Raw genomic sequence first — 24,217 nt, forward strand, 5'->3', positions numbered from 1 at the left:
AGGAACATAGAGAGAACAAATATAGTGGGCGGGCTTATGCTTCGCGCCACCGCGCAGGCATCGCGATTTCGCATACGAGGCCGCCCGGTTCCCAGTGGCGTTCGATCGTGCCGCCCAGGTTGTTGCGCACGCTGCGTTCCATCAGCATCGTGCCAAAGCTCGTCCGGTCGGGTGCGGCAACGCCGCTTGCGCCGGTCTCGGTCCACGTCAGGCGGAACATCCGCGGTTCGCTGTCTTCGGGATCCTGCGTCCAGCGGACATCGACGCTGCCACCCTCGTTGGTCAGCGCACCATGCTTGACCGCGTTCGTCGCGAGTTCGTTGAAGGTCAGCGCCATCGCGACGAGCGCGTTTTCGGGAAGCAGCAGATCGAGGCCCGACCAGCGTATCCGCGGAAAGGCCGCCTCGACCTCGCGCATCAGCGCGTGCATCGACCCGGTCATGAAATTGGCGCCGAGCAGGACATTCTGCGCGCGGTTGAGGGCGTCGAGCCGGCTGTTGATCCGCTCGACATAATCGTCGACATCGCGCGCGGCGTGGCGGGTGAGCGAGATGATCGCGCTCACCGTCGCGAACAGGTTGCGCATCCGGTGGTGCAGTTCGCGCATCAACAGGTTGGCATTTTCCTGCCGGCTCTTCTGTTCGGTGATATCGACACTGACCCCGGTCAACCGGGCGTCGTTCGACCAGACGTCCCAATCGCCGCGCGAGGCAATCCAGCGCACGCCGCGTTCGGGATGCTGGAGCCGATGCTCGACCGAATAGGGATGGCCGCCTGCGCGCGACTCTTCCAACGCCGCGATAACCCGTTCACGGTCTTCGGTAGGCATGCGCGCGAGCACGTCGTCGGCCGTCACCAACGCGCTCTTATAATCGGCACCAAACAATTCGGCGACCGCACCGTGCCAGTGCATCTCGCCGGTATTCGGGTCGAGTTGCCACGTCGCGATCCCCGAAAAATCGAGCGCGCGTTCGAGCATCCGCTGCGCCTCGTCGCGCTCGGCAACGACCCGGCGGAGGTCGGCCTCGGCCATCACGATGCCGGCGAAATCGCCGAGGCGCTCGAGCTCGACGTCGGTCAACGCCGCACGCTCTGCACGATCGATCAGGCACAGACTGCCGAGGATCGCTCCATTATAGGCGCGGAGCGGTACCCCGGCATAGAAGCGGATATAGGGTTCGCCGGTCACCAGCGGATTGTCCCGAAAACGCGGATCGCCCAGCACGTCGGTCACCATGACCGGCCGGTCTTCGGCGATGACATATTGGCAAAAGCTCATGTCGCGCGGCGTTTCTGTGGTGTCTAGCCCATGAGCGGATTTGAACCACTGGCGGCAATCGTCGACGAGCGACACCAGCACGATCGGCACATCATAGAGGTCGGCAGCCATTTTTGTGACCCGATCGAAGGCGGCCTCGGGCGGGGTGTCCATGATGCGATATTCGCGAAGCGTGTCGAGCCGCAGCCGCTCCGCCCGTGCCCCCTCCTCGTCTCGCCCGTCCGCCAACTGTCGTCCCTCGCTATGGTTCGATGCTGCCGGTGCTGCATCGCTCATTTCCCCGGGGCGCTGCTCTGCCATGAATATGGTCCCTACAAAAGCATCGTCGCAGCGCACAGAAAAAGTGGTGGCATTCCACTTGCTTACGCCGAATTCCAGTCGCGTCCCGGCTGACTCTACGCACTAGGGCGCGACAAGTTGCAGCAATGGGTCCCGCTTTTCCGTGCGAAGGCCGGGAACCGACCTGCGCGGGAACGCGTATGAATGGTTCAAGAGGGAAGGATCTTACATGACATTGGGTGAGGAAATTCGCGGACATCTTCCCTATCTGCGCCGCTATGCGCGCGCGTTGACGGGCAGCCAGCAACATGGCGACAATTTCGTCCACACGACTCTAGCAGTGATCGTCGCGGCCCCCGACGAGTTCCATGACGGCAACAGCACCCGCATCGACCTCTACCGCAATTTCCACCGCATCTGGGAAAGCGCCTATATCGACGATGGCGAGGGCAGCGACGACGACGAACATCCGCTCGTGCGCGCCGCGAACCAGCGCCTCGCCCAGATCACGCCGCTGGGCCGGCAGATATTGTTGCTCACCGCGCTCGAAGGCTTTTCGGTCGAAGAGGCCGGCCTGATCACCGGCACGGATGGCGCGACGGTCGAGACGTTGCTCGCCGATGCGGTCGGCGAGCTGGACCGCGAATCGCGCACCTCGGTGCTGATCATCGAGGACGAACCCCTGATCGCCATGGAACTTGAACAGATCGTGCGCGACCTCGGCCACCGCGTTGCGGGGATTGCGACCACCCACGAGGATGCGGTCGCGGCTTTCGAGGACACCGACGCCGGGCTCGTCCTCGCCGACATCCAGCTCGCCGACGGATCGTCGGGGATCGATGCGGTGCAGGACATTTTGGCGATCGCGCCGGTGCCCGCCATCTTCATCACCGCCTTCCCCGAAAAATTGCTGACCGGCGGATGCGTCGAGCCGACTTTCCTGATTTCGAAGCCCTTCCGCGAAAACACCGTGCGCGCGGCAATCAGCCAAAGCCTGTTGTTCACGCCGCAGCTCGCGGCATGAAGCGATAGTCACGGCGCGGAAAGCATCGCCCGGGCGGCTTTGCGTTCCGGCGATTCATAGGGACCGAACAGCACCGGATACAACAGCCTGCGCGCGAGATCGGGCTGGCCCTGCCGGACCAGCTCGGTCCCGAGCGCAAGCCGGGACGCGGGGGCTGCGGGGACGAGGCGGATGGCTTTTGCCATTGCGGCCATCGCTCCCTCCGGTACGCGCTCGCCTGCTTTGGCGTAGCTTTCGAAATAGGCGACCAGCGGCAAGGGAGCGTCACTGTCGCGCGCGATCGCGCGTTCGAGCGCCTCGCGCGCCCGGCGCAGCCCATCGGGCCGCGCGCCCGGCTCGCCCGCGAGCGCCGCTTCGGTCAGCGCGACCCCCTTCCAGCCGAGCGCCCGCGCATCGTCGGGCGCCTGTTCGAGGATGCTGTCCGCCGCAGCGAGGCACGCCTGATAGCGCTCGCGCCGGCATTCGCGCTCCGCAAAAAGCAGCGCCGCCTCGCTATCGTGGCCCGGCACGCCGGCCGCGCCGCGCGAAGGCAGCCCGACGCTCGCCTCGAGCATCGCGGCGCTGGCCAGCGAGAGGGCGGTGATCGACGGCTCCTGGATCGGCGCCGTGCCCGGTTCGGTGCGCGCATAGGTCAGCCCGTCGCGGTTGGCATAGCTCGATATCTCGCGCCGCAACTTGCGCATGTCGCCGAAGACCGCGGCGGCTTCGGCCATCGGCACGCCCTGATGCACCGCGGTCATATAGCGCTGGAACTGCGCGCGCCGTTCGGGCTTCAGGTCGGAGTAGACGAAATAGTGGACGAGCAGCGCCGCGTGAAAGGGCGTCCATTCCATCTGCGCCGACGGCGCCTCCAGATAGCGGCCGGTCAGCACGTCGGCGGCGTTCAGCCGCCCGTATGAGCGGAAGACCTGCCGGTTCGCGAGCGAGACTTTCGCATAGTCGAGCGCGCCGTTGCGCCGCATCTTGACCGTCGAGAACAGCGCCCCGACCCCGTCGAGATACCAGCGCGGATAACCGGCCGGGAGGTAGTTCAGCACGAAATGCTGGGCGTAGGCGGAAAACAGCACCGCCTCCCACGGCCGCGCCGCGGGCGCTGGCCGGTTCGCCACCTCCGCGCACGTCTTTTGGACAAGCAACAGGTCGGGGCCCATTTCGTCGCAAAAGGCGTCGCGGGCCTTCGACGTATCGAGATCGATGATCTGGTCGGCACGCGGCAGGATGAGCACCGCGCCGTCGCTCCGCGGGTCATAATAGCGCTGCCCGGCAAAGGGCGGCACATAAGGGCCTTCTTCCGCCCGCAGGTTGCGAAGCGCCATGGCGCGATAGGCTGGCACCGAATCGATCAATATGATCCGAAGCTTCGCGGTTTCGTCCGCCTGTAGGTCCGGGCCGTAAAGGCGCACCATCAGCTGGTGAAGCCGCTCGACGTCGGTCGCCGCGCGCCTCAGTTCGGCCTCGCCGCCATCGCTGAACATCAGGACATGCTCGCTTTCGGCGCGTTTCCAGTCGCTGCGCCCTTCGCGCCGCGCTTCGACGACGATCTGTTCCTTGCCGGTCTGGGCTTGCTCTGGGCTCGCGGCGCTGGCCTGCCCGGCTTCGGCGTGCGCGGCCGCCGGGGACAGCGTGAGCGCAAAGGCGATCAGCGACCGCAGGAAAAGACGTATCGGGGCGGGACCACCACGCATAAGATCATCCCTATCACGCCGACCGGCGAAGACGATCGCCTATTCGAAGCCGCCAGAGCTTCAATCGGGCGGAAGCGCCCCACCGGTGAGCTGGTCGACATTGTCCATGATCGAACGGAACGCCTCGCTCGACGGCATTGCGTCGGTGCTGCGCCGCGGCATTTCGCCGCTGTCCAGGATCGCCTGCAGCGCCGCGCGGCCGCGCGACACGCGGCTTTTCATCGTGCCGACCGCGCAGCCACAGATTGCCGCGCCTTCCTCATAGGATAATTGCCCGGCGCCGATCAGCACCAGCGCTTCGCGCTGGTCGACCGGGAGCATCATCAGCGCGCGCTGCACATCGGCAAGGTGCAGGCTGTCGTCCTGGTCGTCGGGCGCGACGAGCAGGCGCTCGGCCGCCATTTCGTCATATTCGGCGGTAAATTTCTTGCGCCGCATCTGCGACAGGAAGCAGTTGCGCAGGATGACGAAAGCCCAGCTTTTCATGCTGGCCGGCCCCGGCACATATTGCGCGCGCGCCTTCCACGCCTTCAGCATCGTTTCCTGCACCAGATCGTCGGCAAGATCGGCATTGCCCGTGAGGCTGCGCCCGAAGGCGCGCAGATGCGGCAGCATGCCCGCCAACTCGCGTTTAAAGCTTGCATCGTCGAGCGGCTGGGGCGTCACGTTACTGATATTACGGCCTTTGTCTGAATGCCCAATTTCACAGGCTCGCTAATGGCTTAGCGCACTCCGATTTCATTGCAAGGGTGCCGGCCCTGCCGCAGAGGGTCGCCGACGACCGAGCGCGATGAAATTGCCCAGCATCCGCTCGTCATCGGCATCCAGACCGCCGTTCGCGGCCAGCCGCGCAAGACCGTCGGCATGCTCCTCGAAATCCGGCTCATATAACATTGACCATTCAGCGAAGTCGCGCCGGTCAATCGTCCGCCGGCGGATCTCGACCATGCCACCGTGACGTGTATCTTCGCGGATCGCCTCAAGGCACGCGTCGACCCTGTCAGCCGGTCCTTCGAGCAGCTGCATAAAGTTGTTGCCATTATAGATGAGGGCCCCGGTCAGAGCATCACGTTCGTTGTTGCGGCGGGCCGAAGCAAGGATGAGCTGGATGTCGGCGAAAGAAAGCAGCGGATCGGCAACGCTGACATAAATTACGGAAAGCAAGCGGTCACACTCCTGATTGCTCGGCCCAGAATACCGTGGTGTGACCCCTCACATGCCGTTGAATAGGGCCGGTGTGACTTCTTGGCAACGCGTTCGTCGCAAAAAACAACCGGCACGGGAACTCACGGCCGTTTTCCTCGTTGCTTCCGCATGGCTACGCAAGGCAACAACAGGATGAATGGCAAGGACCGCCCTCCCCCGGGCGCTGACACGCCGCGCCGCTCGTCGGGAAGCTTCCCCGGGACGAACGGCGACCAGTGGCACCGCACGCTGACCGGCCGACAGGCACCGGAGCCGGTGAGTGCAAAACTGCGGATGATTTACGGCAACATCGTCGCCGAACAGCTGCCCGACAACATGCTCGACCTTCTTTCCCAGCTCGATCAGAAAAGCTCGAAGCAATAATGACCGAAACCACCGCTGCGTCGCAGCCGCAGGCCGACACGCTGTCGGACAGCGAATTCAAGACGCTGCTGGCCGGCGTCATCCCCCACCTGCGCGCCTATGGCCGCAGCCTGTCGGGCAATCCCGACCTCGCCGACGATTTGACGCAGGACACGATGGTCAAGGCGTGGGCATCGCGCGAACGGTTCGAGCGCGGAACATCGATCAAGGCCTGGACCTTCGTCATCCTGCGCAACACTTTCCTGTCACAGATGCGCCGCAACAAGTTTGTCGGCGAATATGACGAGACCGCGGTCGAACGCACGATGTCGACCCCGGCGAGCCAGGAAGACAGCGGCGAGATGGCCGACCTGCAACGCGGACTGATGGAATTGCCGCAGGACCAGCGCGAGGCGCTGATCCTCGTCGGCGCCGGCGGGCTGTCCTATGAGGAAGCGGCAAGCATCTGCGATTGTGCACTCGGTACGATGAAAAGCCGCGTGTCGCGCGCCCGTGCAGCGCTCGAAGAGATCATGAACAGCGGCCAGTTTTCGCAGAAGCGCGCCGACGCGCCGCCATCGAGCGAAGCGGTCGACGCGATCATGGACAGCGTCGAGACGATCACCGCACGGCGCGAGGCGGCGAGCCGTTAAGCCCCTCGACTTTGGTGCGTAGCGGGGGCAAAACAGGGCATCCCTCCCCAGCAAAGCGAGCCCTTTCCGATGCAAAACCTGCCGCCCCTCGCCCTGATCGCCGCGCTCGCCGTCGCGGCCTGCTCGGCGCCGGCCGCGACCGAAGCCGCACCCGCCGATACCGCAAAGCTCGACGCCTCGGGTGCGCAACCCGCTACGCCGCTCGCTGACGCGCCCTTCACGGTGCAGGAGATCGCAAGCTTCAACGAACCCTGGGCGATGACCTTCATCCCCGGCACGCGCGCCGCGCTGATCACCGAACGATCGGGCAAATTGAAGCTGTGGCAGGAAAGCGGCCCGACGCTCGACGTCGCGGGGGTCCCGGCGGTCGCCTATGGCGGCCAGGGCGGGTTCGGCGACGTCATCGTCGCGCCCGATTTCGCGACCAGCGGCACCATCTACCTGAGCTGGGCCGAGGCCGGCCCCGGCAAGACCTATGGCGCGGTCGTCGGCAAAGCAAAGCTCAAGCAGGGCGCCGCGCCCGCGCTCGAAGGGCTCCAGATCATCTGGAAGCAGGATCCCAAGGTCACGGGTCAGGGACATTATTCGCACCGCCTCGCCTTTTCGCCCGACGGCAAATATCTGTTCATCGGCTCGGGCGAACGCCAGAAGTTCGATCCCGCGCAGGATATGAAGGCCAATCTCGGCAAGATCCTCCGCCTCAACCCCGACGGCAGCGTCCCCGCCGACAATCCCTTCGCCAATCGGAGCGGGGTGACCGCGCAAATCTGGTCGCGCGGCCACCGCAACATCCTCGGCCTCGCCTTCGACGGCGCCGGCAAGCTCTGGAACCAGGAAATGGGGCCGAAGGGCGGCGACGAGGTCAACCTTGTCGAGGCGAAGGCCAATTACGGCTATCCGATCGTGTCGAACGGCGACCATTATGACGGCAAGGATATTCCCGACCACCCGACGCGCCCCGAATTTGCGGCGCCGAAGCTGTGGTGGAACCCGTCGGTCTCGCCCGGCGGTCTCGCCTTCTATGGCGGCGACCTGTATCCGGGCTGGAAGAACAGCCTGTTGATGGGGGCGCTTTCGGGCGAAGGTTTGATCCGCATGGCGATCGACGGCGACACGCTACATAAGTCCGACCGCTGGGATTTCGGCCAGCGTATCCGCGAGGTCGAGGTCCGCGACGACGGTTCGGTCTGGCTGCTCACCGACGGCGAGGACGGCAAGCTGGTGAAGCTCGTCCCGAAGAAGTAAAACCCGCCGCATGATCCGCGGTTTCCTTACCCGTCGCGCAGAATGGCCCGCGCGCATTCCCGATCCCGACGCCCTGCCGCCGCTCAAGCTGCTGTGGCGCGAGATCGGGTCGCTGGCGCGCGCGGTCGGCGGCCGCATCCGTCCGATGCCGCCCGAACCCAATCCCGACAGCACGCATCCGCCCGTCATGATATTGCCGGGCTTCCTGTCGGGCGACTGGGCGACGAAGGGCCTGCGCGCCGATCTCCGCCGTGCGGGCTTTCGCTGCTATGCTTGGGGTCTCGGCTTCAACCGCGGCGCGACCGCCGACATCATCGACCGCATCGACACGCGCGTGCAGTGGATCATCGACCGCACCGGCTATGCCCCAGCGCTGGTGGGATGGTCGCTTGGGGGCATTTATGCCCGCGAATATGCGAAACATCATCCGGGCAAGGTCGCGCGCGTGGTCACCCTCGGCTCGCCCTTTTCGGGCAGCCGCCGGGCCAATCGCGCGTGGCGCCTCTATCACCTCGTCGCACGCCACCCGGTCGACAATCCGCCGATCGACTTCCACCCCGCGCCGCGTCCCGAAATGCCGACTTTCGCGCTCTGGTCGGAGCATGACGGCGTCGTCGCGGTGAGCAGCGCGCGCGGGCTTCCGCATGAAAGCGACCGGCAGGTCGAGGTCGACTGCGGCCATATGGGCTTCGCTTACGCCCCCACCTCGGTTGCCGCAATCGTCAAGGCGCTGACCGAGGAGGTGACGAGCGACGCGGCGGCCGATCAGCACACGTCGATGCGATAGGCCGGCGACGCACGCCAGCTCATCAGCATCCGGCCCGGCCGTTTCCCCGCGCGCCCCGTCGATACGAAGCCGATCCGGCGCAGCAACGCGCGCGACGGCTCATTCTCCGGGTGGCATTCGGCGACGATCGAGCAGCCGGGGCGCGATGATGCGAGCGCAACGACCACCGCGCGCACCGCTTCGGTCGCGATGCCCTTGCCCCGAACGCGTGCCGCAAACCAGTAACCGATCTCATATTCGTCGCCGGTGCGGCGATGGACGCCGATCACACCGTTGAGGTCGAGGCCGCTTTCGTCGCGCACGGCGTGAAAGACGTCGCCGCCGCCCGATCCCGCGATCAGCGCGCGCGCGTCGGCTTCGGTGAAGGGCGCGGGCAGGAAATGGACGCGCGAGGTCACCGTCTCGTCGGTGATCGCGGACAGGGCACGCGCATCATCGGCAAACAGCGGCGTGATGCGGCAATGGTCGGTCGACAGGGCAAGCAAAGTATCGGTCATGTCGCGTCTTCTTCAAAAAGCGCGCGCCGCGGCCGGGGGTCAGTGGTCTGATGATGTGATGACAACCATTCGCCTTCCGGTCACGGCGGCGATGGTCACAGGTGATGCCATGCCGCTCCTATGTAAAGGAGCGCCAATACGCCTTGAATCGGGTGGATCGGTCGTTGGTCATCGTCGGCGTGGCTAACGCTTCCGCCGGCCGGGGTCAATCCCGCGCCTTGACGATCGCGTTTCACGCACTATTTAACGTTACATGAAACGCGACAGCCGACTCTCGGGCGTACTCCACGTCCTTCTCCATATGGCCGAACAGGGCGAACCGATGACGTCGGAGCAGCTCGCGAAGGCGATGCAGACGCATCCCGTCGTCATCCGCCGCATCCTCGGGGGCCTCCGCGATGCTGGGTTCGTCCACAGCGAAAAGGGGCACGGCGGCGGCTGGACGATCGCGAAAGATTTCGGCGGCATCACGATGCGCGACGTCTATGACGCGATCGGGTGCCCCAGCCTGATGGCGATGGGCAATCGCACAGAGGCGCCCGGATGCCTCGTCGAACAGGCGGTCAACGCCGCGCTGGACACCGGCTTTCGCGAGGCCGAGGCACTGCTGCTCGCACGCTTTGGCGAGGTGACGCTCGCCGCGCTCGCCGCCGATTTCCACGCGCGCATGGCCGCGCGATCGACCTCCCCCACCGCACAGGAGCATATCCATGGCTGAAGGCGCCCAGCATTTTCTCGACAGCTTCAAGGATCCAGAAGCCGTCGCGCGCTACACCGAAGGCCCGCGCCGCTTCGTCCCTGGCCTCGACGGACTCCACCGCATGACCGGGCTGCTGCTCGCCGAACGCGTGCCCGCCGACGCACATATCCTCGTCCTCGGCGCGGGCGGCGGCAGCGAGATGAAGGCGATGGCAGAGGCGCATGCCGGCTGGCGCTTTACCGGGGTCGACCCTGCGGGGCTGATGCTCGATCTGGCCGCCGATGTGATGGGCCCGAACGCCTACCGCGCCGAGCTGATCGAAGGCTATATCGACGACGCTCCCGCCGGCCCTTTCGACGGGGCGACCTGCCTCCTCACGCTCCATTTTCTCGACACCGAAGAACGCATCCGTACCGCCGCCGAAATCCGCAAACGGCTGAAACCCGGCGCACCGTTCGTCGCGGCGCACGGCAGCTTCCCACAAGGCATCGGTGAACGCGACCGCTGGCTCGACCGCTACGCCTCCTACGCAATCGCATCGGGCGGCGATCCCGAACAGGTGGCCAAGGGCCGCGAAGCCGTTGCGACGCACGTGGCGATGCTGAGCCCCGAAGCCGACGAAGCGGTGCTGCGCGCCGCAGGCTTCTCTGGCGTCGAGCAATTCTACGCTGCCTTCACCTGGCGCGGCTGGGTCGGCTATGCGTGATAGCCACCGCTCCGGGCGAAACCTCTATCCCACCGCACGGTCGCGCCCTTCCCAATAGGGCGCGCGGAGTTCGCGGCGGAGCACCTTGCCCGACGGGTTGCGCGGGAGCGCGTCGATAAATTCGACGCTCTTGGGAATCTTGTACGCCGCGATCCGTGTCCGCGCCCATGCGACGACATCGGCGGGGTCGAGCGTCGCCCCTGCGGCAGGCACGATCAGCGCCTTGACGCTTTCGCCCCATTTGTCGTCGGGCACGCCGATCACCGCGACGTCGGCGACCCCGGGGCAGCCCATGATCGCGCCCTCGACCTCGGCCGGATAGACATTCTCGCCGCCCGACACGATCATGTCCTTGATGCGATCGTGAACATAATAGAATCCGTCAGCGTCGCGATAACCGACGTCGCCGGTGTGGAGCCAGCCGCCCGCAAGCGTCTCTTCGGTCGCCGCGGCGCGGTTCCAATATCCCTTCATCACGATGCCGCCGCGGATTGCGATCTCACCGATCTCCCCCTCGCCGAGTTCGCTGCCATCGCCGCCGAGGATCGCCATCGCGGCACCCGGCCAGGGCTTTCCGCACGAGGTGAGCTTGCCCGGCAGGTCGTGCGCGCTCGGCGAGAGATAGGATCCGCCACCCGCAGACTCGGTCATGCCGTAGAATTGCACGAAATCGCAGCCGAAGGCGGCACGCGCGCGGCGCAGCACATCCTCGGCGATCGGCGAGGCGCCATAGGCGATCGACTTGAGGTGCGGATAAGCCCCCTCGTCCGCTGCGGGCTGGAGCAGCATCATCTGGATCATCGCGGGCGCGAGGAAGGCGTGCGCGACATTTTCCTCGCGCATCATGCGCACCGCGTCGGCCGCGGTGAAATCCTTGACGAGCACGAGCCGCCCGCCCTGCGCCAGCCCCGAGAAACTGACGTTGGTACCCGCGACGTGGAACAGCGGCATGACGATCATCACCGTCTCGTCCTCACCATAGGCGAAGCCGTCGACCTCGGTCGCGGCCTCGAGGAAGGTGCGGTAATTGGCGTTGGTGAGCACGACGCCCTTCGGCAGCCCGGTCGTCCCGCTCGTGTAGAGCTGGAGCACGTCGTCGGTGAGCTGCGGCGCATCGGCAAGCGGCGCTTCGGACGCGGTACCGAGCCATGCGTCGAAGGGCTCGAACGCCGGATGGTCGCCATAAAGCGCGATCAGCCTTGGCGGTGCGGCCAGATCCGCAATCGCCGCGAGCGCGCAGTCGAAGAAATCCTCGCCGACGAAGAGCAGCTTCGGCGCGGCATCGCCGAGGATGAAGCCGATCTCGGCGGGTGCAAGGCGGCAGTTGATCGGCGCGAAACAGGCGCGTGCGCGCGCGGTGCCGAAGAAGAGCGGATACCAGCTATCGTGGTTCTTGGTCAGCGCCGAGATGCGGTCGCCGGGCGCGACGCCCGCCGCGACCAGCGCGTGCGCGACGCGATTCGAGCGCGTATCGAGCTCGGCAAAGCTCGTCTCGCGCGTCCCGAATTTCACCGCGGTCGCCTGTCCCCGCGCGCGTGCCTGCGCCGCCGGAATGTCCGCCAGCGTCCGGATGGCCTCCAGATCGATCATTTTGCTCTCCCGTCCGTCGTTTCGACTTGAATTAGATAGAATACTAAGCAAATGTTTGGCCAGCCCAAAAATTCGAGAGGAATGGCCTTGTTCGACCACCCCATATTGCCCACGACGATCGTCGGAAGCTACCCCCAGCCCGACTGGCTGATCGACCGCGAGCGGCTGAAGGCCAGCCTGCCCCCGCGCGTGCGTGCCGAAACGCTGTGGCGCGTCCCCGAACCGTGGCTCGCCGACGCGCAGGAAGCGGCGACCCTGATGGCGATCCGCGATCAGGAGGAACTGGGCATCGACATCGTCGGCGACGGCGAAATGCGCCGCGAAAGCTATTCGAACCGCCTCGCGACCGCGTTGTCGGGGATCGATACCGAGAAGCATGGAACGGCGATCGACCGCACCGGCAACGCCAATCCGGTGCCGCTCGTGTCGGGTCCGATCCGCCGCGTCGCCCCGATCGAGGCGCAGGATGCGGCTTTCCTGCGCCGCCATTCGGCCAAGCCGGTGAAGCTCACCCTGCCGGGCCCGTTCACGATGACGCAGCAGGCCGAGAATGGCTATTACCCGGACCTGCGGTCGCTCGCGATGGACTATGCCGACGCGGTCAATGCCGAGGTGAAGGATTTGTTCGCGGCGGGGGTCGATGTGGTCCAGCTCGACGAACCCTATCTGCAGGCGCGCGCCGCCGAAGCGAACAGCTATGCGATCGAGGCTATCAACCGCGCGCTCGACGGCGTGGGCGGGACGACCGCGCTCCATATCTGCTTCGGCTATGCGATGGTGCACCATGGCGCCGGCGCGACGGGGCCTAAGCCCAAGGCGTACGACTTCCTCGCCGAGCTCGAGGCGTCGGCGATCGACGTGATTTCGATCGAGGCGGCGCAGCCGGGGCTCGATCCCGCCATCCTGGCCGAACTGCCGACGAAGACGATCATGTACGGCGTGCTCGACCTGTCGATCCCCGAGGTCGAGACACCCGAAGTCGTCGCGGGCCGCATCCGCGAGGCGCTGCGCTACGTCGATGCCGAACGCCTGTGGATCGCGCCCGATTGCGGGATGAAATACCACAGCCGCGAACATAGCCAGGCAAAGCTGAAGGCAATGGTCGACGGGACCGCGCTGGTGCGGGCGGAGCTGAAGTAGCCGACGATGGTGATCCCCGGCGAAAGCCGGGACCCAGTCAACGCCCGCATGGACCCCGGCTTTCGCCGGGGATCACAAAGCTCAGGCTTCGATAAACTCGCTTAGCAACTGCACCACCAGTTCGGGCGCCTCGACCGTCGGCAAATGCCCGGCGCCCGCAATCACTTCGATCCGCGCGCCGGGAATTGCATCCGCAATCTCGTCATGATGCGCGCGGCTGGTGATGCCGTCCTTCTCGCCCCAGATGAGCAAGGTCGGCACCGCAATCTCGCCGAGCCGCGGGCGGCTGTCGATGCGCGCCATGATCGCGCGTTGCTGCGCGAGGAAGGTGTCGGCGCCGGTGTCCGCCGCCATTTGCCGCGCGATACCGAGCAGGCGTTCGTCGCCACGCTTTTCCTCGGGAAACAGGATCGGGATGCGTTCCTCGACAACCTGGTCGAAATTGCCGCTTTCGACGAGGTCGATATAGCCCTGTCGCCGCGCGGTCTGCGCCGGGCCGTCGGCCGAGGCGAGCGTCGAGACGAGCGCGAGCTTCACGACGCGCCCGGGCGCGCGGCGCATCACTTCGAACGCGATAAAGCCGCCCATCGCGTGGCCGACCAGCACGAACTTTGGCGGGGCGTTGTCGAGCAGGCGCTGCGCGAAACCCTCGATCGTGTCGTCGCTGCGGTTGTCAGCGACAATCACCTCGCGATCGCCCCATGCGTCGAACAGGGGTTGCCAGACGGCGTCGGTCAAAAGCTGGCCGGTAATCAGGACGATGGGAAGCGACATTCAGACCACCTGGTGCAGAAGAGGTTCGCCGGCAGCGAGGCGGCGGCAATTTTCGTGCGCAACCGTCAGGCTGCGAACGAGCGTCTCGGGGGTGAGCCAGGCGATATGCGGCGCCAGCACCGCGTTCGGCAGGGCAAGCAGCGGGTTACCGCGCGGCAACGGCTCTTCGGCAAAGACATCGAGCCCCGCGCCGCGCAGATGGCCGCCGGTCAGCGCGTCGACCAGTTGCGCCTGATCGACGAGTTCGCCGCGCGCGGTGTTCACGAGGACGGCGCCCTTCTTCATCGCAAAGGGATCGATGCTCGCGCGCGTCTCGTCGGTTAGCGGGATGTGCAACGACACGATGTCGCTCTCCGCAAGCAGGCGGTCGAGCGGCCAAAATTCATAAGGCACATCGCGCGCACTGCGCGCGGTATAGACGACCTTTGCACCCAAAGCCGCGAGGACCGGCGCCAGCAGCTGCGCCGAATGACCGAAACCCACCAGCCCGACCGTCCGGCCCGCAATTTCGCCCACGCTATCGAGTTCGGACGGATCGGCGGTCCACCCCTCGCCCGCGCGGGTGCGCGTGTCGAAGAAGCAGGTGCGGCGCAGCACCGCCATCATCAGCGACAGCGCCATTTCGGCGACCGCCTGGCTGTTCGTACCGGGCATGTTGCACACCGCGACCTTGTGGTCGCGCGCAGCGTCGAGTGCGATCGTGTTCACCCCGACGCCGAGCTTCTGGATCAGCTTGAGCTTCGGCGCGGAGCCGATGAATTCGGATGTCACGGGGGTCAGCACGTGGAGCAGCGCAGTGATGTCGGGCGCGACGTCATCGAGCGGCGCGGCCTCGTCGACATGCACGACAATGCCCGGGCCGAAGATCGCATCGACGGCTTCGCGGAATCCGGGGCTTGGGCGGGCGTGGAGGACGATCATGCCGCGACCCGGCCGATCGACCCGGCGAAGGCAGAGAAGCCCGCGAACTCGGCATCGGCGCCCATCGCCTCTTCGATCCGCAGCATCTCGTTCCACTTCGCCATGCGTTCCGACCGCGTGAAGCTGCCGACCTTCAATTGCCCCGCATCCCAGCCGGTCGCGAGATGCGCGATGGTGACATCCTCGCTCTCACCCGAGCGCGCCGAGACGATCGCCCCCCAGCCGCGCGCCACCGCGGCGTCGAGCGCGGCCTTCGCCTCGGTGACCGTGCCGACCTGGTTGACCTTGATCAGCGCGGCGTTGCACACCGCCGCCTCGCCCGCGCGCGCGACGCGCTCGGCATTGGTGACGAGCACATCGTCGCCGATGATCTGGACGCGTTCGCCGATGGCGGCGGTGACGGCGGCCATCGCCGTCCAATCGTCCTGTCCAGCGGGGTCCTCGATCGACAGGATCGGATAGCGGCCCGCCCATTCGACGATGCGCGCGGCCATCGCTTCGCTCGTCAGCCGTCCGTCGTCGAGCGCAAGGCTGTAGCCCGAGGCGTCGCCGAGTTCGTTCGCGGCGATATCGAGCGAGATGAAGACATCATCGCCCGCGCGGTGCCCGCTCGCTTCGATCGCCTTGGTCAGCGTGTCGAGCGCATCTTCGTTCGACGCGAAATTCGGCCACCAGCCGCCCTCGTCGGCGACCCCCGACAAGGGCCCCTTTGCTTCCATCAGCCTGCCCGCGGCGCGATAGACATCGTCGGTGATTTCGAGCGCGCGGCGGAAGCTGCCGGCCTTCGGGCACATCACCATGAAATCCTGCACATCGGTGCGGCGTCCCGCGTGCGCCCCGCCGCCGAAAATCTGGATTTCGGGCAGCGGCACGCGCACCTTGCGATCCCCGGCGAGATAGCGCCAGAGCGGTTCGCGCGCGTCCGCCGCGGCGGCGTGGAGTACCGCCATCGACACCGCGACAACCGCGTTCGCGCCGAGCCGCGCCTTGTTCGGCGAGCCGTCGAGGTCGCAAAGCGCCGCGTCGACGGCCGCCTGCTCGCGCGCATCCATGCCAGCGATCGCATCCGCAATCTCCGACCCGATCCCCGCGACCGCGCGATTGACGCCAAAACCGCCGAACGCCTCGCCGCCATCGCGCAGGTCGATGGCTTCATGCGCACCGCGCGAGGCGCCCGCGGGCGCGATCGCGCGCCCGACCGCGCCCGATTCGAGCACGACCTCGGCCTCGACGGTGGGACGGCCGCGCGAATCCCAAAGCTGGCGGCCGGTGACGGAGGCGATACGCGAGGTCATGCAAAAGTCCTTTTCCAGTTGACGACGAGCGCGTCGATCGGCGACGGCGCGAGAATGAGTGTCCGCGCCTGATCGCGCACGACGCGCTTATGTTCGGGGTCGGTGAGATAGGGTGCAGGCGACTTGCCTTCGACGCGCGCGAGGAGCAGCGCCGCGCTGAGCTTGCCCGCGCGGAGCAGCAGATCGTCGGCATCCTCCCAATCGATACCCGCGCGATAGGCGGAGACCAGCACGGCGGCCGCCTCATTCAATCGCACATCGCCTGACCACACCGCCTTGAGCAGCAGGTGCGTGGTGCAGAAAGCGAGGTCGAACGCCGGATCGCCATAGACCGCGCATTCGGCGTCGAGGAACACCGGTCCGTCGGCGCTGACGAGGATATTCTTGGGGCTGACGTCGCCGTGGACGAGCGCGATCTTGCGCCCCGACAGATCGTCGGCAAGCGCGGTCAGCGCGGGTGCCAACTCGCTATCCTGCCGTGCAACATGGAGCAGGAAGGGATCGACGCGGAGCGCGCGAAACATGTCGTCATTGGCGAAGTCTGCGCGGTCGGCGTCGTCAAACGCCGTCGCGGCGTGGACGGCGGCAATCCCCTGCCCCACCTGCCCGGCAAAACCGGCATCGACGCGGCCCGCCATCAGCTCGTCCTTCCACACCGGACAACCGGGCAGAAAGCGCATCGCGAAGGCGTGGCCGGGCAGTTCTGCAAGAACCTCGGGCACGATATGCGGGTCGACGCCGCGCGCGCGCTTGAGCCAGCGCACCTCGCTCGTCCCGCGTTCGACCGGGGCGAGCCATTCGGCGGCGACGCGTAGCTGCGGCAACGGGCGCTTGACGACGATCGGCCCCGTGGGCGTCTCGACCTTCCACACGTCGCACGACACGCCGCCGGTCAGCGGTTCGAGGACGATATCGCCCTCGCCCACCAACCCGGCCGCGCGCAGTCCTTGAACGATTTCGGCTGGAGCCGTCACGTCACAGCTTCTCCCGGATCCATGCGCCGACGAGATCGGCGGCAGTCTGACGCTCTTCGATCGAATCCTCGAAATAATGCGCGCCGGGGATCAATTCGAGCTTCTTGTCGCTGCTCCCGAGGAAATCGAAAATCTTGCGCGCGTCGCTCGGGAAAACGCCGGTGTCGGCGGTGCCCTGCACGACGAGCGCGGGCGTGTCGTGCTTGGCGAGATGCGGCTGGCCCTGGCACGGCGAGGTTTCGAGGCTCCACATGTTGAGCCACGTCTTGATCGTATTCGCACGGCCGATGCTCGGCGTGCGGTTGGCGATGGCGGGATCGCCGCGATAGCACCAGTTGGGCTTGCGGTCCGACGGGTCGATCGCCGGATCGACGCAGCGGATATCGCCCCAACAGCGGAACATCGGGAAGATGCGGTCGGGGATGCCCGCCGCGTTGAGCCGCGCGAGCTCGGCCTTCGCCCAGTCGGTGATCCGCTGGTTGCGCGCACGCTGCCCGGCGCGATATTTCGCGATGAATTCGTCCGAATAGGGCGGGCCGTTGTCGGGGTTGAACGGATCGAGTTCGGGATCGGTCAGCGTCGGGTCATTTTCGTCGATCACCGATGCGTCCATCCAGTCGGTCAGCACTTCGGGCCGCCCCTGGTGCGCGTTGAAGCTGATATAAAGGTCACCCTTGATGAGCTGCGCCAGCGCGTCCTGCCCGACCGAAGGCAGGCGGTCGGTCAAGGTCGGCGCGATCGCTTCGGCCTGATAGGCGCCCATCAGCGAGCCGCCGCCCGAGTTGCCGAGGATGACGATCTGCTCGACGCCCGCCACTTCCTTCAGCCATTTCATGCCCACGCCGATGTCGAGGATCGCATGTTCGAGCAGGAACTGGTCCTCGAACCCGCGATAGCGGGTGTTCCAGCCGAGGAAGCCGAAACCCTGCCGCGCGAAATAGGGCGCGATATAATGTTCCTTGAAATCGACATTATAATGGGTCGCGATGATCGCGACCTTCGGCCGCCTGCCCGCCTCGGTCCAGTAGATGCCCTGGCACGGATGCCCGCCCGCCTGAATACGCGGCGCGGTCGGCGACGCCAGCCCTACGAATTGCGCGTCCAGTCCTTCGATCCCGTTCGGGTCCATCATCGTCTCTCCTGTTTATGATTATGTCAGCGGGTGACTTCGAAGGGCAGCCGATAACCCTCCAGCCCCGCGCGGATCGCCTTCTTGTCGATCTTTCCCGTCGGCCCCAGCGGGATATCCGCGACGAACAGCACGTCGTCGGGCATCCACCATCGGGCGATCTTGCCGTCGAGAAAGGATTTAAGATCGTCAGCGGAAGCGCTGGCGCCGGGCTTCAGCTGGCACAGCAGGATCGGCCGCTCGTCCCACTTCGGATGCGCGATCCCGACGACGGCGGCGTTGGCAACCGCGTCATGCCCCATCGCGATATTCTCGATCTCGATCGAGCTGATCCACTCGCCGCCCGATTTCACGACATCCTTCGCGCGATCGGTGATCTGCATATAGCCTTCGGCATCGATCGTGCTGACGTCGCCGGTGTCGAAAAAGCCTTCGGCGTCGAGCACGTCACCGCCCTCGCCGCCATAATAAGCGCCCGCGATCGTCGGCCCCTTGACCATCAGCCGCCCCGGTGTCTTGCCGTCGTGCGGCAGGCGGTTGCCCGCATCGTCGACGAGCTTCATCTCGAGTCCGCAGAGCAGGCGCCCCTGCTTGAGTTTGTACGCCATCTGCTCGGGCTCGGATTTCGCCGCGACCGAGGCATTGGGCACCGACACGGTACCGAGCGGCGAAGTTTCGGTCATGCCCCAGCCCTGGATGACGTCGACGCCATAATCGTCGCGGAAGGTGCGGATGATCGATTCGGGGCACGCCGACCCGCCGATCGTCACGCGCTCGAGCGTCGTGAAACGCTTTCCATTTTCCTGCATATAGGTGAGCAGCATCTGCCACACCGTCGGCACCGCGGCCGAATAGGTCACGCCCTCCTGCTCGATCAGATTATAGATCGATTCGCCGTCCATCCGCTGGCCGGGCAAGACAAGTTTGGCGCCGACCGCGGGCGCCGAATAGACGACGCCCCACGCATTGGCATGATACATCGGCACGACGAGCAGCACCGTATCGCGCGCCGACAGCGCGAGTGCGTCGCGCTGCAACGTCATCAGCGCGTGGATATAGTTCGACCGGTGCGAATAGAGCACGCCCTTGGGATTGCCAGTCGTGCCGCTGGTATAACAGAGTCCACACGCCGCATTTTCGTCAAACCCGCCCCAGACATATTCGGCGGGCTGACCGGCGATCCAGTCGTCGAAAGCGGTTGCGGCAAAGCTGGTTTTCGGCATCGACGCGGCGTCGCAGAAAAAGATCACCTTCTCAATCGACGGCACCTGCGGCAGCAACTCCTCGACCAGCTCGGCGGTCGCGGGGTCAGCGATCAGCAGCCGGTCGCCCGCGTGGTTCGCGATATAGGCGATCTGTTCGAGGAACAGCCGCGGGTTGAGCGTGTGGAGCACCGCCCCCATCCCCGCTGCGCCGTACCAGGCGGCAAGGTGCCGCGCGCCGTTCCACGCCATCGTCGCGACGCGGTCGCCGGGCTTGATCCCCTCGGCCGCGAGCGCGTTCGACACGCGCTTCGCATCGGCGTGGACGTCGGCGTAGGTCGAACGGGTGACGCGCCCTTCGGCATCGCGCGATACGATCTCGCGCGCGCCGTGCCAGTTTGCCGCATGGTCGATGATCCGGTCGACCGTCAGCGGCACATTCTGCATCAACCCGTCCATGCGGCCCTCTCTCCCTTCTCGTTGCAATAGATAGTATACTAAGTATTTTGCCTTTGCAACGCCGCTCTGCCTTGCTTCGCCCGCCCCGCTCTTCTAGCGTAACCGCGTCGGCACCCCGCCGGCGACAGGGGCATATCATCGCGTCCATGCGCACCAACCAGCTTATCATCGCGCTTTTCCAGCGTTTTTGCTGGCTCGACGAAGGGCTGCAGGCGCGGCTCCACGATCATGGCTGGCCCGACGTCAACCGCCCGCAATCGATGGTGATGACCAACATCGTCAGCGGGATCGTGCGCCCGTCGGATATCGCACGCAACCTCGGCGTGTCGCGGCAGGCGATCCACAGCACGATCAACCAGATGGTCGGGCTGGGCATCGTCCAGCTCGAAGTCGACCCCGCCGACCGCCGTCACATGGTCGTGTCGCTGACCGACCTCGGCGCGCAAATGCGCAAGGATGCGCAGCGCTCGATGGACGCGCTTACCGCGCAAATCGCCGCCAAATTGGGGCAGGACAAGTTCGACGACTTGCTCGCCGCGCTCGAAGCCGACTGGGGCGACAATATCGACGCCGCCGCCCCCGCGCGCCGCGGCGCCTAGGCCAGCTTAAGCCGACAGCGCCTTCGCGACCGCCACCAGCCGCGCGGCGGTCATGTCGACCAGCGATGCCGGCAGCGGCTCCTTCAGGCTGCCATCCTCGGCAAAGGCGGCGTGCGCATTCGGTACGAGCACCTGTTCGGGGATCACGAGCATCTGGATCGTCGACAAGATCTGGCGGAGGTGCATCAGCCCGCGCAACCCGCCGAAGGGGCTGATCGACGCCGACATGATCGCCGCTGCCTTGCCGCGATAGGCGGTGAGCGCAACGAGGCTCTCGTCGCCCGTCGGCCGCGACGCCCAGTCGATCGCATTCTTGAGCAGCGGCGACAGCGAACCATTATATTCGGGCGACACAAAGAGCAGCCCGTCCTGCGCCGCGAACAGCGTCTTGAGCTTCAGCGCGTCGGGCGGAAAATCATTCGCTTCGCGCGCCGCCGAATAGAGCGGCAGGTCGAACGCCGCGAGATCGACCCGCGTCACACTTGCGCCCTGCGCTTCGAGGCGCGCGGCGGCGAGTTCCCCCAATGCGCGGTTGAACGATCCTTCGCGGGTGCTGCCCACGACGACGGCGATGCTGGTCATTTTCCCTCCCGGACAAGATAATTAGAATACTAACCTATTGTCCGGACGGAGGGCAAATTGCAAGCGGTCAGGCCTTGATGTCGGACAGCACCGCCAGCTTCCGCGTTTCGTCGCCTAGATTGTCGATCACGCGGCGCATCAACCCCTGCAGAACCTCGACTTCCTCGTCGGTCATACCCTTGGTCGCGATTTCGTGGATCTCGGCGTTCATCGGCGCGAGGATCAGCTCCAGCTTCTTCGCGTGCGGCGTCAGGTGGATGAAGGTCTTGCGCCGGTCGTCGGCGGTCTTCTTGCGCGTGATCAGTCCCGCCTTTTCGAGGCCCTTCAGCGCGACGACCGTCGTCGGTTCGCGCATCCCGACGCGCTCGCTCAGCTCGCGCTGGGTGATGCCGTCCTCGCGCCACAGCTGGCGCAGGAAACGCCATTGTCCCGCCGACACATCATGCGTCAGCGTGCGGCGTTCGAGCAGCCGCGAAAAGGAGCGGAAGACGACACGCGCCAGATAGCCGATGCTGTTTTCCGGGTCGGTATAATATTCGGCTGGATGCCGGTAATCCTGTGTTTTCTTGGCCAAAACCCTGCTCCCCTGTGGCGGCTCCCGGCGCCCGGCGCCGGTCCGCGCGATAACGAACCTTAGGACGCGAAGATTCGCGCGGCAACCTCCTTCGTCGCCGCTTCGCGCAGCATCTCACGCCCAACCGCGCGATAATGTTGGACAAGATCGCCCCGGATAATTACTTAGTATACTAAGTTAAAGGAGGCCTTGTGCAAAAATTCGTTCGGGAGAAGGCGGTCGCGGCGCCCCTGCCACTGACCAATGTCGACACCGACATGATCATTCCGGCGCAGTATATGAAAGCGCTCACCCGCTCGGGGCTGGGCCAGCACCTGTTCCAGGCGCTTCGCTTTGCCGGGGACGGCAGCGAACGAAGCGACTTCATCCTCAACCAGCCGGCGTGCCGCGCGGCGCGAATCCTGATCGCCGACCGCAATTTCGGTTGCGGATCGTCGCGCGAACATGCGGTGTGGGCGCTCACCGATTTCGGCATCCGCTGCATCATCGCACCGAGCTTCGGCGATATCTTCGCGGGCAATGCGCGCAAGAACGGTCTGCTGCTGATCCGCCTTCCCGACGAACTATGCGCGCGGCTCCGCGATGAAATCGCGCTCGCCCGATATGCGCCGATCGAGGTCGACCTCGAAGCCGGGCAAATCCGGCTCGCATCGGGCGAAGCGATCGATTTCCGGATCGATCCCGACGACCGCCGCATATTGATGGAGGGACTCGACGACATCGCGCGCACGCTGCGCCACGCCGACGCAATCGCGCGCTTCGAAGCGGCGTTTTAACCGAGCATTTCGGGCGCCGCGATACAGCCCGCGATCGCACTCGCCGCGGCCAGCGCCGGGCTCATCAGATGCGTTCGCCCGCCCCGCCCCTGCCGGTTCTCGAAATTGCGGTTCGACGTCGCGGCGCAGCGCTCGCCCGGTCGCAGCCGGTCGGCGTTCATCCCGACGCACATCGAACAGCCCGGCTCGCGCCAGTCGAACCCGGCGTCGCGCAGCACCGCATCGATCCCCTCCGCCTCGGCCTGTCTTTTGACCAGCCCCGATCCCGGGACGACCATCGCGCGGACATGCGGCGCGACGCGGCGGCCGCGCACGAGCTCGGCAACGACGCGCAAATCCTCGATCCGGCTGTTGGTGCAGCTGCCGATGAACACGCGGTCGAGCCGCTGTCCGGCGACCGGCGTCCCCGGCGACAGGTCCATATAGGCGAGCGCGCGCGCGGCGGCGTCGCGCTTTTCGGAATTTTCCAGCGTCGCGGGGTCGGGAACGCACCCGTCAATCGCGACGACCTGCGACGGATTGGTACCCCAGCTGACCATCGGCCGGACATCGTCCGCATGGGTGCGCAGTTCGCACTCGAACGCCGCGCCATCGTCGCTCGCCAGCGCGTGCCAGCGCGCAAGCGCCGCATCCCATGCTGCACCCACAGGCGCTGCGGGCCGCCCCGCGAGATAGGCGAAGGTCGTCGCGTCGGGGGCGACAAGCCCCGCGCGCGCGCCCATTTCGATGCTGAGGTTGCACAGCGTCATCCGCGCTTCCATCGACAGCGCCCCGATCGCCTCGCCGGCATATTCGATGACATGCCCCGTCGCCCCGTCGACCCCGACCATGCCGAGCAGGTGGAGCGCAAGATCCTTTGCGTGGACATGCGGTGCGAGCCGCCCGTCCACGGTGATACGCATGTTACGCGACTTGCGCTGGCGGATCGTCTGGGTCGCGAGCACATGCTCGACCTCCGACGTGCCGATCCCGAAAGCCAGCGCGCCGAAGGCGCCGTGGGTCGAGGTGTGGCTGTCACCGCAGACGATCGTCATCCCCGGCTGCGACCGTCCCTGTTCGGGGCCGACGACATGGACGATCCCGCCGCGCGGATCGCCCATCGGGAAATTCTCGATCCCGAAGGCGCGCGTGTTGTCGACCAGCGCCTCGAGCTGTGCGCGCGCCTCGGCATCGGCGACGCCCGCCGGTCCGTACGCCTGTCCTGCTGTCGGCACATTATGGTCGGACAGCGCCAGCGCGCGCTCGGGGCGCCGCACGACGCGTCCGGCGGCGGCAAGCCCCGCGAACGCCTGCGGCGAGGTCACCTCGTGGAGCAGGTGCAAGTCGATATAGAGCAGGGTCTCGCCGTCGTCTTCGGCGACGGCGTGCATATCCCATATCTTGTCGTAAAGTGTGCGGGGCCGGGCCATCGAACGGGTCAAAGCTTCCCCAACGTATCTTTTCTTGGCCCCAGATATCCGAACAGATAGGCAGCGACTTTACGGATTTGTATTTCTTCGGCGCCTTCGGTGATGCGGTACCGGCGGTGGTGGCGATAGATGTGCTCGAACGGTTTGTGGCGCGAGTATCCGATGCCGCCATGGACCTGCATGGCGCGGTCGGCGGCTTCGCAGCAGAGGCGGTTCGCCCAGTAGTTGCACATGCTGACCTTGTCGGAGAGGGTGCGCTCGACCTGTTTGTGCTCCGTGTTGTCCATGTCCCACGCGGTCTTGCGGATGAGCAGGCGGAGCATCTCGGCCTGCGTCGCGAGCTCGACGAGCGGGAACTGGATCGCCTGGTTCTTCGCCAGCGCCTCGCCG

General features: G+C 65.9%; 26 protein-coding genes. 10 read left to right on the forward strand and 16 right to left on the reverse strand.

The window, feature by feature from the left end; translation table 11 throughout:
* Positions 1-34 precede the first annotated feature (34 nt).
* Positions 35-1,507, reverse strand: coding sequence for a sensor histidine kinase (locus VGN62_RS11915; RefSeq protein ID WP_327454071.1), 1,473 nt, complete (start codon positions 1,505-1,507; stop codon positions 35-37).
* 280 nt (positions 1,508-1,787) lie between these two features.
* On the opposite strand from VGN62_RS11915, the gene VGN62_RS11920 reads away from it, so the two are divergent.
* A complete protein-coding gene (locus VGN62_RS11920) occupies positions 1,788-2,582 on the forward strand; it encodes a response regulator (RefSeq protein ID WP_327454073.1) in 795 nt (264 codons plus the stop codon).
* 8 nt (positions 2,583-2,590) lie between these two features.
* Here the strand turns inward: VGN62_RS11920 and VGN62_RS11925 are convergent, their stop codons facing one another.
* The 3 genes from VGN62_RS11925 to VGN62_RS11935 all read right to left on the reverse strand — a co-directional run bounded on the left by VGN62_RS11925 (position 2,591) and on the right by VGN62_RS11935 (position 5,431).
* Positions 2,591-4,267: a hypothetical protein gene (locus tag VGN62_RS11925; protein WP_327454075.1), complete on the reverse strand. Its 1,677-nt coding sequence runs from the start codon at positions 4,265-4,267 to the stop codon at positions 2,591-2,593.
* A 60-nt stretch (positions 4,268-4,327) separates the two neighbouring features.
* Positions 4,328-4,933 carry a sigma-70 family RNA polymerase sigma factor gene (locus VGN62_RS11930; RefSeq protein ID WP_327454077.1) on the reverse strand — a complete coding sequence of 202 codons (606 nt, stop codon included), beginning with the start codon at positions 4,931-4,933 and terminating at the stop codon, positions 4,328-4,330.
* A gap of 72 nt (positions 4,934-5,005) precedes the next feature.
* Positions 5,006-5,431: a BLUF domain-containing protein gene (locus tag VGN62_RS11935; RefSeq protein ID WP_327454079.1), complete on the reverse strand. Its 426-nt coding sequence runs from the start codon at positions 5,429-5,431 to the stop codon at positions 5,006-5,008.
* A gap of 174 nt (positions 5,432-5,605) precedes the next feature.
* Here VGN62_RS11935 and VGN62_RS11940 point away from each other — a divergent pair, with 174 nt between their 5' ends.
* The 4 genes from VGN62_RS11940 (at position 5,606) to VGN62_RS11955 (ending at position 8,500) form a co-directional block, all read left to right on the forward strand.
* Complete coding sequence (locus tag VGN62_RS11940) at positions 5,606-5,836, forward strand: NepR family anti-sigma factor (RefSeq protein WP_327454081.1); 231 nt, start codon at positions 5,606-5,608, stop codon at positions 5,834-5,836.
* Entirely contained in the window at positions 5,836-6,468 is a 633-nt protein-coding gene (locus VGN62_RS11945) for a sigma-70 family RNA polymerase sigma factor (RefSeq protein WP_327454083.1), read from the forward strand. The genes VGN62_RS11940 and VGN62_RS11945 overlap by 1 nt, the downstream gene beginning before the upstream one ends.
* 69 nt (positions 6,469-6,537) lie before the next feature.
* Positions 6,538-7,713 carry a PQQ-dependent sugar dehydrogenase gene (locus tag VGN62_RS11950; RefSeq protein WP_327454085.1) on the forward strand — a complete coding sequence of 392 codons (1,176 nt, stop codon included), beginning with the start codon at positions 6,538-6,540 and terminating at the stop codon, positions 7,711-7,713.
* Positions 7,714-7,723: 10 nt separating this feature from the next.
* Positions 7,724-8,500: an esterase/lipase family protein gene (locus VGN62_RS11955; protein ID WP_327454087.1), complete on the forward strand. Its 777-nt coding sequence runs from the start codon at positions 7,724-7,726 to the stop codon at positions 8,498-8,500.
* Here the strand turns inward: VGN62_RS11955 and VGN62_RS11960 are convergent.
* The gene (locus tag VGN62_RS11960; RefSeq protein ID WP_327454089.1) at positions 8,479-8,997 is read right to left on the reverse strand and encodes a GNAT family N-acetyltransferase; all 519 of its coding nucleotides are present in this window, start codon (positions 8,995-8,997) and stop codon (positions 8,479-8,481) included. The genes VGN62_RS11955 and VGN62_RS11960 overlap by 22 nt on opposite strands.
* A gap of 253 nt (positions 8,998-9,250) precedes the next feature.
* On the opposite strand from VGN62_RS11960, the gene VGN62_RS11965 reads away from it, so the two are divergent.
* Together VGN62_RS11965 and VGN62_RS11970 are read left to right on the forward strand one after the other, a co-directional pair.
* Positions 9,251-9,715, forward strand: a complete 465-nt coding sequence (locus VGN62_RS11965) for an Rrf2 family transcriptional regulator (protein ID WP_327454091.1) — start codon at positions 9,251-9,253, stop codon at positions 9,713-9,715.
* Positions 9,708-10,403, forward strand: a complete 696-nt coding sequence (locus VGN62_RS11970; protein ID WP_327454093.1) for a class I SAM-dependent methyltransferase — start codon at positions 9,708-9,710, stop codon at positions 10,401-10,403. Before VGN62_RS11965 ends, VGN62_RS11970 begins: the two co-directional genes overlap by 8 nt.
* A gap of 24 nt (positions 10,404-10,427) precedes the next feature.
* Here the strand turns inward: VGN62_RS11970 and VGN62_RS11975 are convergent, their stop codons facing one another.
* Positions 10,428-11,993, reverse strand: a complete 1,566-nt coding sequence (locus VGN62_RS11975) for a long-chain-fatty-acid--CoA ligase (RefSeq protein ID WP_327454095.1) — start codon at positions 11,991-11,993, stop codon at positions 10,428-10,430.
* Positions 11,994-12,074: 81 nt separating this feature from the next.
* Between VGN62_RS11975 and VGN62_RS11980 the strand changes: the two genes are divergently transcribed.
* On the forward strand, positions 12,075-13,133 hold the full coding sequence (locus tag VGN62_RS11980; protein ID WP_327454097.1) for a cobalamin-independent methionine synthase II family protein: 1,059 nt from the start codon (positions 12,075-12,077) through the stop codon (positions 13,131-13,133).
* A gap of 81 nt (positions 13,134-13,214) precedes the next feature.
* On the opposite strand, the gene VGN62_RS11985 is transcribed toward VGN62_RS11980, so the two are convergent.
* Genes VGN62_RS11985 through VGN62_RS12010 form a run of 6 tightly spaced genes read right to left on the reverse strand, consistent with a single transcriptional unit; the run spans position 13,215 to position 19,887 of the window.
* Positions 13,215-13,907, reverse strand: coding sequence for an alpha/beta fold hydrolase (locus tag VGN62_RS11985; RefSeq protein WP_327454099.1), 693 nt, complete (start codon positions 13,905-13,907; stop codon positions 13,215-13,217).
* Positions 13,908-14,828, reverse strand: a complete 921-nt coding sequence (locus tag VGN62_RS11990; RefSeq protein ID WP_327454101.1) for an NAD(P)-dependent oxidoreductase — start codon at positions 14,826-14,828, stop codon at positions 13,908-13,910.
* Complete coding sequence (eno, locus tag VGN62_RS11995; RefSeq protein WP_327454103.1) at positions 14,825-16,123, reverse strand: phosphopyruvate hydratase; 1,299 nt, start codon at positions 16,121-16,123, stop codon at positions 14,825-14,827. The genes VGN62_RS11990 and eno overlap by 4 nt, the downstream gene beginning before the upstream one ends.
* The gene (locus tag VGN62_RS12000; RefSeq protein ID WP_327454105.1) at positions 16,120-17,097 is read right to left on the reverse strand and encodes an aminoglycoside phosphotransferase family protein; all 978 of its coding nucleotides are present in this window, start codon (positions 17,095-17,097) and stop codon (positions 16,120-16,122) included. The genes eno and VGN62_RS12000 overlap by 4 nt, the downstream gene beginning before the upstream one ends.
* A gap of 1 nt (position 17,098) precedes the next feature.
* Positions 17,099-18,229 carry an alpha/beta hydrolase gene (locus VGN62_RS12005; RefSeq protein WP_327454107.1) on the reverse strand — a complete coding sequence of 377 codons (1,131 nt, stop codon included), beginning with the start codon at positions 18,227-18,229 and terminating at the stop codon, positions 17,099-17,101.
* Positions 18,230-18,252: 23 nt separating this feature from the next.
* Positions 18,253-19,887: a long-chain-fatty-acid--CoA ligase gene (locus tag VGN62_RS12010; protein WP_327454109.1), complete on the reverse strand. Its 1,635-nt coding sequence runs from the start codon at positions 19,885-19,887 to the stop codon at positions 18,253-18,255.
* Positions 19,888-20,033: 146 nt separating this feature from the next.
* Here VGN62_RS12010 and VGN62_RS12015 point away from each other — a divergent pair, with 146 nt between their 5' ends.
* Positions 20,034-20,486, forward strand: a complete 453-nt coding sequence (locus VGN62_RS12015) for a MarR family winged helix-turn-helix transcriptional regulator (RefSeq protein ID WP_327454111.1) — start codon at positions 20,034-20,036, stop codon at positions 20,484-20,486.
* Positions 20,487-20,492: 6 nt separating this feature from the next.
* Here VGN62_RS12015 and VGN62_RS12020 read toward each other — a convergent pair whose 3' ends face one another.
* A complete protein-coding gene (locus VGN62_RS12020) occupies positions 20,493-21,068 on the reverse strand; it encodes an NAD(P)H-dependent oxidoreductase (RefSeq protein ID WP_327454114.1) in 576 nt (191 codons plus the stop codon).
* Positions 21,069-21,135: 67 nt separating this feature from the next.
* Entirely contained in the window at positions 21,136-21,642 is a 507-nt protein-coding gene (locus VGN62_RS12025) for a MarR family winged helix-turn-helix transcriptional regulator (protein WP_037515957.1), read from the reverse strand.
* Positions 21,643-21,833: 191 nt separating this feature from the next.
* Here VGN62_RS12025 and leuD point away from each other — a divergent pair, with 191 nt between their 5' ends.
* Positions 21,834-22,418, forward strand: coding sequence for a 3-isopropylmalate dehydratase small subunit (leuD, locus tag VGN62_RS12030; RefSeq protein WP_327454117.1), 585 nt, complete (start codon positions 21,834-21,836; stop codon positions 22,416-22,418).
* Here leuD and leuC read toward each other — a convergent pair.
* Both leuC and VGN62_RS12040 read right to left on the reverse strand, forming a co-directional pair.
* A complete protein-coding gene (gene leuC / locus VGN62_RS12035) occupies positions 22,415-23,827 on the reverse strand; it encodes a 3-isopropylmalate dehydratase large subunit (protein ID WP_327454119.1) in 1,413 nt (470 codons plus the stop codon). The genes leuD and leuC overlap by 4 nt on opposite strands.
* An 8-nt stretch (positions 23,828-23,835) precedes the next feature.
* A partial coding sequence (locus tag VGN62_RS12040; RefSeq protein WP_327454121.1) for an acyl-CoA dehydrogenase family protein occupies positions 23,836-24,217 on the reverse strand: 382 nt, incomplete at its 5' end.

Source organism: Sphingopyxis sp., assembly GCF_035998905.1.
In the GTDB taxonomy this organism is placed as follows: domain Bacteria; phylum Pseudomonadota; class Alphaproteobacteria; order Sphingomonadales; family Sphingomonadaceae; genus Sphingopyxis.

What these genes read in the sequence shown, in the direction of transcription:
- VGN62_RS11920 (WP_327454073.1), top strand. Translation starts at nt 1,788, where the DNA reads ATGACATTGGGTGAGGAAATTCGCGGACATCTTCCCTATCTGCGCCGC.
- VGN62_RS12015 (WP_327454111.1), top strand. Translation starts at nt 20,034, where the DNA reads ATGCGCACCAACCAGCTTATCATCGCGCTTTTCCAGCGTTTTTGCTGG.
- leuC (WP_327454119.1), bottom strand. Translation starts at nt 23,827, where the DNA reads ATGGCCCGGCCCCGCACACTTTACGACAAGATATGGGATATGCACGCC.
- VGN62_RS12005 (WP_327454107.1), bottom strand. Translation starts at nt 18,229, where the DNA reads ATGATGGACCCGAACGGGATCGAAGGACTGGACGCGCAATTCGTAGGG.
- eno (WP_327454103.1), bottom strand. Translation starts at nt 16,123, where the DNA reads ATGACCTCGCGTATCGCCTCCGTCACCGGCCGCCAGCTTTGGGATTCG.
- VGN62_RS11965 (WP_327454091.1), top strand. Translation starts at nt 9,251, where the DNA reads ATGAAACGCGACAGCCGACTCTCGGGCGTACTCCACGTCCTTCTCCAT.
- VGN62_RS11975 (WP_327454095.1), bottom strand. Translation starts at nt 11,993, where the DNA reads ATGATCGATCTGGAGGCCATCCGGACGCTGGCGGACATTCCGGCGGCG.
- VGN62_RS11990 (WP_327454101.1), bottom strand. Translation starts at nt 14,828, where the DNA reads ATGATCGTCCTCCACGCCCGCCCAAGCCCCGGATTCCGCGAAGCCGTC.
- VGN62_RS11985 (WP_327454099.1), bottom strand. Translation starts at nt 13,907, where the DNA reads ATGTCGCTTCCCATCGTCCTGATTACCGGCCAGCTTTTGACCGACGCC.
- VGN62_RS11980 (WP_327454097.1), top strand. Translation starts at nt 12,075, where the DNA reads ATGGCCTTGTTCGACCACCCCATATTGCCCACGACGATCGTCGGAAGC.
- VGN62_RS12020 (WP_327454114.1), bottom strand. Translation starts at nt 21,068, where the DNA reads ATGACCAGCATCGCCGTCGTCGTGGGCAGCACCCGCGAAGGATCGTTC.
- VGN62_RS11925 (WP_327454075.1), bottom strand. Translation starts at nt 4,267, where the DNA reads ATGCGTGGTGGTCCCGCCCCGATACGTCTTTTCCTGCGGTCGCTGATC.
- VGN62_RS11970 (WP_327454093.1), top strand. Translation starts at nt 9,708, where the DNA reads ATGGCTGAAGGCGCCCAGCATTTTCTCGACAGCTTCAAGGATCCAGAA.
- VGN62_RS11950 (WP_327454085.1), top strand. Translation starts at nt 6,538, where the DNA reads ATGCAAAACCTGCCGCCCCTCGCCCTGATCGCCGCGCTCGCCGTCGCG.
- VGN62_RS11940 (WP_327454081.1), top strand. Translation starts at nt 5,606, where the DNA reads ATGAATGGCAAGGACCGCCCTCCCCCGGGCGCTGACACGCCGCGCCGC.
- VGN62_RS12010 (WP_327454109.1), bottom strand. Translation starts at nt 19,887, where the DNA reads ATGGACGGGTTGATGCAGAATGTGCCGCTGACGGTCGACCGGATCATC.
- VGN62_RS11945 (WP_327454083.1), top strand. Translation starts at nt 5,836, where the DNA reads ATGACCGAAACCACCGCTGCGTCGCAGCCGCAGGCCGACACGCTGTCG.
- VGN62_RS11960 (WP_327454089.1), bottom strand. Translation starts at nt 8,997, where the DNA reads ATGACCGATACTTTGCTTGCCCTGTCGACCGACCATTGCCGCATCACG.
- VGN62_RS11955 (WP_327454087.1), top strand. Translation starts at nt 7,724, where the DNA reads ATGATCCGCGGTTTCCTTACCCGTCGCGCAGAATGGCCCGCGCGCATT.